Source organism: Acidovorax sp. KPB24-07 (genome assembly GCF_057543315.1).
Genome location: NZ_BAAJYS010000782.1, coordinates 1 through 930, shown reverse-complemented (window position 1 = coordinate 930; position 930 = coordinate 1). Strand labels below are relative to the sequence as shown.

At 73.3% G+C, this 930-nt stretch carries 1 protein-coding gene and 1 pseudogene; both read left to right on the top strand.

The window, feature by feature from the left end; genetic code table 11:
• A partial coding sequence (locus tag AC27IQ_RS25765) for an ATP-binding protein (RefSeq protein ID WP_487091336.1) occupies positions 1-327 on the top strand: 327 nt, incomplete at its 5' end.
• Positions 324-930 (top strand): annotated as a pseudogene (locus tag AC27IQ_RS25760) (LytR/AlgR family response regulator transcription factor); the annotation flags it as partial. The gene AC27IQ_RS25765 and the pseudogene AC27IQ_RS25760, both read left to right, overlap by 4 nt.

Sequence of the window (930 nt, the reverse complement as noted above, 5' to 3'; positions counted from 1 at the left end):
CCGCTGCTGCTGCAGCCGCTGGTGGAAAACGCCATCCGTCACGGCCTGGAGCCGAAGGTGGAAGGCGGCAGCATCCACATCGCCGCCCGGCCATTGCCCGACGGCCTGCTGGAACTGCTGGTGCAGGATTCGGGCGCCGGGCTGGCCGCGGGCGGCACCGCACCGTCCGGGCCACCCGGCCCGGCGCGCCAGAGCTTCGGGCTGCAGCAGGTGCGCGAGCGGCTGCACACGCTGTACGGCGAGCAAGGCACTATTAATTTGATAGCACAACGCCCTAGTGGAACATGCGCCAGGGCCGTATTTCCCTTGAATCCCCCGCTGCCATGAACCTGCCGCCCTCCCGCGCGCCCCGCGCCCTGATCGCCGAAGACGAACCGCTGCTGGCCGCCGCCCTGCGCCAGGAGCTGGCCCGGGCCTGGCCGGACCTTCAGATCGCCGCCACCGTGGGCGACGGGCTCGCGGCCGTGCAGCAGGCGCTGGACCTGCGGCCCGACGTGCTGCTGTTCGACATCCGCATGCCGGGCCAGAGCGGCCTGGAGGCGGCCGCCGAGCTGGCCGACGCCTGGCCGGCCGACACGCCCTTTCCCGCGCTGGTGTTCGTGACCGCCTACGACCAGTACGCCGTGCAGGCCTTCGAGGCCCAGGCCGTGGACTACCTGCTCAAGCCCGTGCAGCCCGAGCGGCTGCGCAAGGCCGTCCAGAAGCTGCAGGCCACCCTCGCACGGCAGGCCGCGCCCGCCGCGCTGGACTTCGAGGCCACGCTGGCCCGCCTGCGCGCACTGGTGGCGCTGCCCGGGGCCGCTGCGCCGGGCATGGCCGGTGCCGGCGGCGCACCCCGCCCCGCTCACCGTCATCCAGGCCAGCAGCGGCGCGCAGATCCGACCTGGTGTCGGTGGCGGACGTCGTGGTGTTCGAGGCGGCCGACAAGTA